We start from the raw sequence: 9,554 nt of genomic DNA, 5'->3' as shown, positions 1-9,554 counted from the left end.
AAATCCGGATCATAATAATACATATTATCCTAATATCAAATAGAATTATTTGTTAGACGAACATTAAAGACATTAAAAAAAATATGAGTCTATTAATAGGATACAGCCGGAGTTATCCGACGGTTTATTATGGAGTGACTTATTAAGCTGCAGCGACCTTGTTGTAACTCTCAATAAATTCCGCTTTATCTTCTCGGGTGTTGTATTCTGTGAAAAACTCCTCGAGTTCCTGACGCAGGAAGTTCAGTTTTGGTCCGTCAAGCTTTTCAATTTGCGGTAAGATGGTTGAAGAGAAGAATTTCTATGCTTGTAAATAGTAAATAATAAAGATTTTATTTATTGATTTTGTTATTTTAATCGAAAATTTAGGAATTAGATAAAAAGGTTTTCAATTATCAATTCGGAAATATTATGAATGGAGTAAAGCAAAAACAAAGTAGAAGATTTATTGGAATAGCAAAACAATATTATGCTTACAATCCAAATACAATTTTGCTTCTGAATACGGACGGGATAATATTAGATATCAATATTAAAGGTGAAGAACTGTTAGGATATAATAGATCTATAATAACTAAACAGAATATTCAATTAATAATTGATTTGTCTGATGAAAATTCACAAGGCATAATAAAAGCAATATTAACTAAAAAGGAATATTCAGGTGAAACTACTTTTATTAAAAAAACGGGGAATAAATTTAAGGGTTATTTTAATACGCGCATCATAATTGATGAAAAGAAGAATCGAATAATTGAAATGGGGATTGAAAAACGAAGAAATAAAAAAAGTAAAGGGCTGAAAGATGAGAACCGAGATAACTTAATTAGTGAAGATACATATAAGATATTATTTGATAATAACCCACTCCCGATGTGGATATATGACGTAGACACTTTAAAATTCATTTCTGTTAACAATTCAGCAACAAAAAACTACGGGTATTCAAGGGATGATTTTTTAAATATGACATTAACAGATATAAGGCCTTCTGAAGATGTTCCGATGCTAATAGAGAACATCAAGAAAGAAAGAGAAATAATTCAAAGAAGCCGAGTATTCAGACATAAGAAAAAAGACGGGACAATAATTAATGTTGAGATAAGCTCACATAGCCTTCCCACGCGACGCGAGGGAAATTACAGGTTGGTAATGGCAATAGACATCACAGAACAATTTAATGCCGAAAAAAAGCTGATTGAGAGTGAAGAGCGTTTCAGAAGGTTGATAGACAATGCAGAAGATTTGATTTACCGCTACGAGTTCAAACCGAATAGAGGATTTACGCTTGTCAATAATGCAGCGACAAAAATAACCGGATTCACACCTGAAGAGCATTATGCTGATCCAGATTTAGGTTTTAAACTAGTTCATCCAGAGGACAAAAGGATATTAGAAAAAATCTCGAACAATGGTAAAGAAATTAATCAGCCTATTGAATTAAGATGGGTGAAGAAGGACGGAACTGTTATTTACACTGAGCAAAGAAATGTACCGATAATTGACGATAAGGGTGAATTAGTCGCAATAGAAGGGATAGCGCGAGATATTACGGAACGCAAGCGTGTTGAATCAATTTTACGGGATAGCGAGGAAAGGTTCCGGGCATATATCAACCAGGCAGCTGATGCGCTCTTTGTTCACGATTTTAGAGGAAAATTTGTAGATGTGAATGAAAGAGCCTGCAGTTCTATTGGTTATACAAGAGAAGAGTTATTAAACATGACTGTATTCGATATTGAAACGGATTTTAATTTAGAGAGTGCCCAGAGAGAATGGATAAAAATAATGCCAGGAAATTCGATGCAATTATTGGGTCACCATAAAAGAAAAGACGGGAGTAAGTTTCCGATTGAAGTACAATTCGGCTGTTTTGACTTGAAAGGTATAAGATATTATATGGGATTAGTGAGAGATATAACTGAGCGAGTAAAAACTGAAGCAGCACTTAGAGAAAGCGAAGAGAAGCTGAGACTATTTATTGAGTATACACCTGCAGCTATTGCAATGCTTGATACGAATATGAGATATATAGCAACAAGTAAACGATGGCTTACTGACTACGGATTAGGAAGTAAAACAATAATGGGATCTTCTCATTACGATCTATTTCCCGAATTACCGAAAAGATGGCGTGAAATGCATAAAAGATGTTTAAACGGAGAGGTAATTGATCCATTCGAAGATAAGCTTGAAGGAGAAAACGGGAATATTCGATGGTTCAGAAGAGAAATAAAATCCTGGTACAAGACAAGAGATCAGATTGGCGGATTAATAATTTTTGCTGAAGATATAACTGAACGAAAGATGAATGAACGGGATTTGGTTGAGAGCCAGAAAAAATTAAAGAACATAATTGATCACAGTACAAATCTTTTTTACTCACACGATACAGAGCAGAATATAAAATATGTAAGTCCTCAATTAAAGGATATATTGGGATATAATACAGATGAGGGTTTTAGAGCCTGGACTAATTTTGTATCGGACAACCCATTAAATAAAATCGGAATTCAGAAGACACTGGAAGCAATAAAATGCGGGAAGCCACAGGGTACATACGAACTTGAACTTGTTCATAAAAACGGAAAAAAGGTCTGGGTAGAAGTAAGAGAAGCACCAGTAGTTGAGAATGGGGTTACAACATTAATTGTAGGTTCACTAACAGATATAACGGAAAGAAAAATTATTGAATCAGGATTAAAGAAGAGATTAGAATTTGAGTTGTCAATTGCATCTATTTCTTCACGATTTTTAAATATTTCGCAAATGACCATAGACAGAGAAATAAATGAGGCCTTAAAGAGAGTTGGAAAAGTAGCACAGGTAGACAGGACATATTTATTTATTTTTTCAGAGGATTTAAGTATATGCGATAATACACACGAATGGTGCGGAGAAGGAATAACGCCGCAAATTGATAATTTGAAAAAAATACCAACTAGTATAATACCATGGTGGATGGAATCATTAAAGAGAAATGAGACCATTCATATACCAAGAGTAGAAAACCTACCAGAGGAAGCGAGAGAAGAAAAAGTGATTCTTGAGGCGCAGGAAATAAAATCGTTAGTAGTAGTACCGCTTTCGACTAGGAAAAAATTAAAAGGATTCATAGGATTTGATTCTGTAAAGAATTATAAGGAATGGATGCCTGAGGACATAGTATTACTAAAAATGTTATCTGAAATATTAGTAATCGCACTTGATAAATTAAAATCTGATGAATTACTAAAAAAGAGTGAAGAAAAATACAAAAAACTAGTAGATACAGCACCAGACGTAATTTATTCACTTAGTCACCCTGAAGGGATCATCACATCACTAAACCCCGTATTTGAAAATATAACAGGCTGGGAAATAGGTGAATGGATAGGCAGGCCTTTCAAATTATTAATTCATCCAGAAGACATAGAAAAGACCAAGATTCCTGACAATTTAATACGAGATAAGCGTCTATTTACAATGGAATTAAGGGTACGAAAAAAAAATGAAGAATATCTAGTTGGAGAATTTACAAATGTAGCGGAAGTCAAAGACAATAAAGTAACAGGTATATTCGGAATAGTACACAATATTACAGAAAGAAAATTAGCAGAAGAGCAATTACGAATATTAATGAACAGACTGATTGAATCCGAGGAGATAATGAGAAAATCAGCATCCGGACAATTACATGATCAAGTCGGGCAGAATTTAACGGCATTGACAATCAATTTAAATTATATTATTTCACAATTACCGGGCGAAGCGAGTGAAAAATTGACCACCAGGCTAAATGATTCACTTGTTATACTTAACGAAACGATAGATCAGATAAGAGATATAATGGTTGAGTTAAGACCTACTGTACTGGAAGACTACGGATTAAATGCGGCTCTTAACTGGAGCATTAATAAATTTGCCGAGAGGACAAAAATAAATGTAATATATAACGGCAAAGATCTGGAAAAAGAGCTGCCAATAAACACAGGATATATAATATTCAGGTCGATACAAGAAGTATTTCATAATATATCGAAACATGCCAGGGCAGAAAATGTAAAAATTGAACTTATTGAAAAACCTGAAGCTATTAAGATAGAAGTAAAGGATGACGGAATAGGATTCAGTATGAAAAAAGTGCGTGAGATGAAAAATTCAATTAGTTTTGGGTTGTCGAGTATAGAAGAAAGGATGAAATTAATTGGCGGTAAATTAGAGATAAGTTCTGAACCAGGGAAAGGGACAGTAGTGATAATTGAGATAGGAAGATAGCAGATGGAAATAAGAATATTGATTGCAGATGATCACGCAATAATAAGAGACGGACTAGAGATGATACTAAGTACCGGAGCAGGCTTGAAGGTAATAGGCACAGCTACTGACGGAAAGGAAGCATACAAGCTTGCGGTTGAATTAAAACCAGATGTGGTAGTGATGGATATAGCAATGCCAAATATGAACGGGGTTGAAGCAACCAGAAGAATAATAGAGGAAAATCCTGCGATCAAAATAATAATTCTTTCGATGCACTCGACTTCGGAAGATATTTTCAGGTCATTACAGGCGGGCGCGATGAGCTACTTATTAAAAGAATCAGCCGGTGCCGAAGTTAAAGAAGCCGTACATGCAGTAATGGCAGGAAGAAGATATTTATCTAGAAAAGTAGACGACATTCTAATAGACAGCTACATATTTGTAAGAAATGCCGGGCAAAAGAAAAGTCCTCTAGAAAGCTTGAGCACAAGAGAAAGAGAAGTATTACAACTTGTTGCAGAAGGAAAGACTAGTACAGAAATTGCATCCATGTTATATCTGTCTGTAAAAACAATAGAGACATACCGAAGCCGATTAATGCAGAAGTTAGGTGTAAAAGATATACCAAGTTTAGTAAAATTTGCTCTTCAACACGGATTAATCCAATAATAGGATTTGAATAAAAGACTTATTATAGTAAAACAGTACAGAATTTAAACTTCCCCTACAAAACTTTTCAGACTTCCCTTACATAAAATACGAACCTACTATCCTATATTTTTAGGGTGCGATAAAAAAATAGGGGTATTAGTGCGGCGTAGTTTTATGGAGACAAAGTCGATTCTAATAATAGAAGACCACATGGCACTTAGGTTATCATTAAGCTCGTGGCTTAAGGATCTTTATCCTAGTATCGAAATTCATTATGCGGCGGACGGAGAGGAAGGATTAGAAATAGCCAATTATATTAAGCCAGACCTTGCGTTAATTGATATAGGATTACCAGGGATAAGCGGATTTGAGGTTACAAGAGAGATTAAGAAGCAGAATAATTATACAGCGATAATAATACTTACAATTTATGAAGGACCCGAGTATGAAAGCGAATCGGTTACAGCTGGGGCAAATTATTTCATTAACAAGAAAGAAATGTTCAAGCGATTACCAGAGACAATAAATTCATTACTTTACAAAAATTAGGATTAAGTAAAAGCATTGCTAAAGAATTTATTAACAGTACTAAATATTTCTGAAAGTTCCGAAAAAACAGACATTATTAACAGGATACTGAAAGAGACTGAATCATACAGGACTAATTTACTGTGGCGCAAGAGAATTGAAGAAGTAAGGATTCATATTCCCAAAAACTCGATTGATGTTGTGTTCTATTATCTTAATGCGGACAAGACCAAGGACCTGCAGAATTTAGAAATTCTTAGTAGACTTTTCGAACGAGCCCCGATAATTATAATAACGCAAAATAATGAGAGTACTTTTTCCACTGAGGCAATAAGGATGGGGTGCCAGGACATACTAGATGCGAATAAAATAACAAAAGAATCTCTTAAAAATTCAATAAGTTTTTCAATTGAGAGGAAAAAAAGGGAGTATGAATTCAGAAGGAGCACTGAACAGAGCAAATTAATTTTCTCAACGATGGGAGAAGGAATAATCTGGACAGATCGGGAAGACAGAATCCTTTTTATAAACAAAAGAGTGAGTGATATTTACGGATACACAGAGAAGGAACTTATTGGACAAATAGCTTATAATATTTTAGAGCATCCGGATGACCGTGGATTAATACTTGAAAAAAACAAGTCGAGATTAAAAGGGATCACGGACAGTTATGAAGTACGAGGATTAAAAAAGACAGGTGAGACGATATGGGTAAGAATAAACGGTTCGCCGGTATATAACACCGATCATATAGTCATCGGTTCAGTTGGAGTTGTGAGTGACATAACAGAGAAGAAAGAGGTTGAAGAAAAGTTAAAAATAAGTGAATCGCATTACCGTCGGTTTGTAGAGGAGGATTTAACCGGCGATTATATCACAACCCCGGACGGGACACTGCTATACTGCAATAATTCATTAGTTAATATACTCAGGGCAAATAGTCAGGAAGAACTTTTAAGGAGGAACGCGTTCGATTTTTACACAGATAAAGCAGAAAGAGAAAAATTCCTAATAGTTTTAAAAGAGAAGAAGAAATTATCGAACATAGAGTCGAACTTAATTGCATTAGATGGATCTGAAATCACGGTAATAGAGAATGTAATTGGATCTTTTGATAAGAAAGGGAACCTAACACAGATAATAGGATATATGTTTGACATAACCTCAAGGAAAATATTTGAGAAGCAACTGCATGATCAGACATATCTTTTAGCAAATGTTATCAAAACAATACCTGTAGGATTATGGATAATAGACAAGGACGGGATGATAATCCACGGAAATCCAGAGGGACAGAGAATATGGGCAGGTGCCAGATTTGTTGGTGTTGAAAAGTTTAATGAATACAAAGGATGGTGGGCAGAAACCGGAAATTTAATAAAAGCAGAAGAATGGGCAGCAGCCCGTGCAATTACTAAAAAAGAAATTTCATTAAATGAAGAGATAGAGATAGAATGTTTTGACGGGACACACAAAATAATACTTAATTCTGCTATACCAATAATTAAATCGGACGGAAGTGTTCTGGCAGCGATAGTAATCAACATGGATATAACGGACAGAAAAAAGAATGAAAAATCGATTAAAGAAAGTGAGAAAAGATTCAGATCTCTGGTTGAATCGTTAAACCAGGCCTATTATGAGACAGATAGAAACGGAGTATTTAAATATTGCAATCCTGGATTATACACTTTGAGCGGATATAAAGAGATGGAGTTACAAAATAAAGTATCATTCCGGATAGTTGCAAAAGAATATAGAGATTTTGTAACCATGAAATATAGAGAATGGATGCGAGAAAAAAGATCTGAAATGTCGCTGGAATTTCAAGTAGAGAAAAAAGACGGGACAAAATTCTGGGTAGAGCAGATAACACATTTAGAATTTGATATTAAGGGGGATTTTTTAAAGGCAAATAATATATTAAGAGATATTGATGAGCGTAAAAAAGCTGAGGAAGAATTAAAAAAGCTTAACCGTGCAATTGAGCAGAGTTCAACCAGTGTAGTAATTACAGATTCAGAAGGTATGATTGAGTATGTTAATCCCTATTTCAGTTCTTTAACTGGCTATCAACTAAATGAGTTACAAGGAAAGACGCCTCGAGTATTAAAATCAGGGAACCATAATGAAGCATTTTATCAAAGCTTATGGAAAACAATACTAGAAGGGAAAACCTGGCAGGGTGAATTATTAAATAAAAAGAAAAATGGTGAAACTTACTGGGCTAATGCATCAATATCACCGATTGTAGATAACAGTGGGAATGTGACAAACTTTGTTGCAATTGAAGAGGATATAACAGAGAGGAAAAAACTTCTTAAAGAAATAATAGATGCAAAAGAGAAAGCTGAGATATCAGATAATTTAAAGACAGAGTTTTTATCGCAAATGTCGCATGAGATCAGGACACCATTGAATATTATTGCGAGCAATGCAGAAATACTCAAAGATGATTTCGGACATATAATTCCAACTGATTATGATGACGTGTTTACAAGCATAGAATTAGCGAGCCAGAGAATAATTAGAACGATAAGTTTAATATTAAACTCAGCCGAGATTCAAACCGGCATATACAGATTAAATAAAGAAGAAGTTAATATAAATCTGTTATTGCAGAAATTAGTAGACGAGCACCGTCTTTTTGCAAAAATCAAGAATTTACAACTTACATTTAATCCAATAAAAGAAGGATTAAAAATACACGGTGATGAGTACGCGATAACACAGATATTTGCAAACCTGATTGACAACGGGATTAAATATACAAAGGAAGGCGAGATTCAAATTGAGGCCAATAGAAACACCAAAGGGAATGTTTATGTATTGGTAAAGGATTCGGGGATTGGAATAAGCGAGGAATTTCAGAAGAGACTTTTTGAGCCATTTAGTCAAGAGGAGCAGGGATACAGCAGGTCATTTGACGGAAACGGATTAGGTTTATCGCTAGTAAAGAAGTACTGCGAATATAACGATGCAACAATTGAAGTAAAGAGCAAGAAAGGAATGGGATCGACATTTAAAGTAACATTTCAACAAGAGAGTGATAAATAAATTGGAGTAATTAAAGAGAAATGGAAAAATGAAGAGGATGTTAATCATAGAGGACGATTACCTTACACAGAAAGTATTATACAGACTTTTTCATAAGGAATTTGAGATAGAGACCTTTGAATCCGCAGAAGATTTTTATGAAGGGACATCAGGCAAAGGATTTGATATAATAATTCTGGATATCTCGATAAAGGGTGGGATTTCGGGATTAGAGTTGACTAAAAATTTCAGGCAATCTTCCACATATCAAAGCACTCCAATTCTCTGTTTTACAGCGCATGCATTTTTAAAGGACAGGAAAACGGCGATGGATTCAGGAATAGATCTATTTGTTACCAAGCCAGTGCCAAATAACGTATTAATGAATTCTGTAAAATATCTATTAAATGAGAACCGGAATTGAGTTTATAAATAAAAAATGATTTTAGAATGAAGCACCTATTCAACCCTCAAAACCCCTCAGGGACATCCTGCACAGTGAATGCCCTCTGCAAAAAACCTGCAGGATGTCCCCTCTTTTTTAAGTAAGCTATATAATTTTATAAATAGACTATCGCCGGAGTGTCCCGGCGGTTGAGTTTTGGTTAAATTATTAAGCTGCAACGACCTTGTTATAGCTTTCAATAAATTCCGCTTTGTCTTCCCGGGTATTGTATTCTGTGAAAAATTCCTCGAGTTCCTGACGCAGGAAATTCAGTTTTGGTCCGTCAAGCTTTTCAATTTCGGTCTTGCTGGTGGTGCCGAAGATCTTCTGAATGATCATCGTCTTTAACTTCTTTTCGTCTGCAGAGCGCGGAGAGCCGAGATTATTAAGTTCAAAAACCGCTTCGATTTTTTCCGACTCGATTTTCTTCATTAGCTGACGTTCGTAATACTCTTTTTCAGTGGGGATGATATTTCCTGCGGTTTCTTCTGCTATCTCCCCTACCGGTAAGCCCTGGATAAAATCAATAATCGGTTTGAAATTCTTGAACGTCGGGAATAGGAAGATCTTTCCATTAAAACAGTCCGAACGGTCCTTCAATACATAGGCATAGATTTCTTTGTTCGGTTTGCCGTCCTTGTAAATATCGTCTGAG

The 9,554-nt window shown here is 35.0% G+C and carries 6 protein-coding genes; 5 read left to right on the top strand and 1 reads right to left on the bottom strand.

Annotated elements, in window-relative coordinates; genetic code table 11:
• Nucleotides 1-411: 411 nt before the first annotated feature.
• The 5 genes from PLZ15_15285 (at nt 412) to PLZ15_15265 (ending at nt 8,878) form a co-directional block, all read left to right on the top strand.
• Nucleotides 412-4,257 carry a PAS domain S-box protein gene (locus PLZ15_15285; GenBank protein ID HOI31108.1) on the top strand — a complete coding sequence of 1,282 codons (3,846 nt, stop codon included), beginning with the start codon at nt 412-414 and terminating at the stop codon, nt 4,255-4,257.
• A 3-nt stretch (nt 4,258-4,260) separates the two neighbouring features.
• On the top strand, nt 4,261-4,908 hold the full coding sequence (locus tag PLZ15_15280) for a response regulator transcription factor (GenBank protein ID HOI31107.1): 648 nt from the start codon (nt 4,261-4,263) through the stop codon (nt 4,906-4,908).
• Between the two features lie 156 nt (nt 4,909-5,064).
• Nucleotides 5,065-5,439: a response regulator transcription factor gene (locus PLZ15_15275; GenBank protein HOI31106.1), complete on the top strand. Its 375-nt coding sequence runs from the start codon at nt 5,065-5,067 to the stop codon at nt 5,437-5,439.
• Between the two features lie 15 nt (nt 5,440-5,454).
• Complete coding sequence (locus PLZ15_15270) at nt 5,455-8,475, top strand: PAS domain S-box protein (GenBank protein ID HOI31105.1); 3,021 nt, start codon at nt 5,455-5,457, stop codon at nt 8,473-8,475.
• 28 nt (nt 8,476-8,503) lie between these two features.
• Nucleotides 8,504-8,878: a response regulator gene (locus PLZ15_15265; protein HOI31104.1), complete on the top strand. Its 375-nt coding sequence runs from the start codon at nt 8,504-8,506 to the stop codon at nt 8,876-8,878.
• 189 nt (nt 8,879-9,067) lie between these two features.
• On the opposite strand, the gene PLZ15_15260 is transcribed toward PLZ15_15265, so the two are convergent.
• On the bottom strand, nt 9,068-9,554 hold a 487-nt coding region (locus tag PLZ15_15260; GenBank protein HOI31103.1), incomplete at its 5' end, for a hypothetical protein.

Source organism: Melioribacteraceae bacterium (assembly GCA_035362835.1).
GTDB lineage: Bacteria > Bacteroidota > Ignavibacteria > Ignavibacteriales > Melioribacteraceae > DSXH01.
Note: the sequence above shows the minus strand (reverse complement) of the source record. Positions and strands in the feature narration are given on the sequence as shown.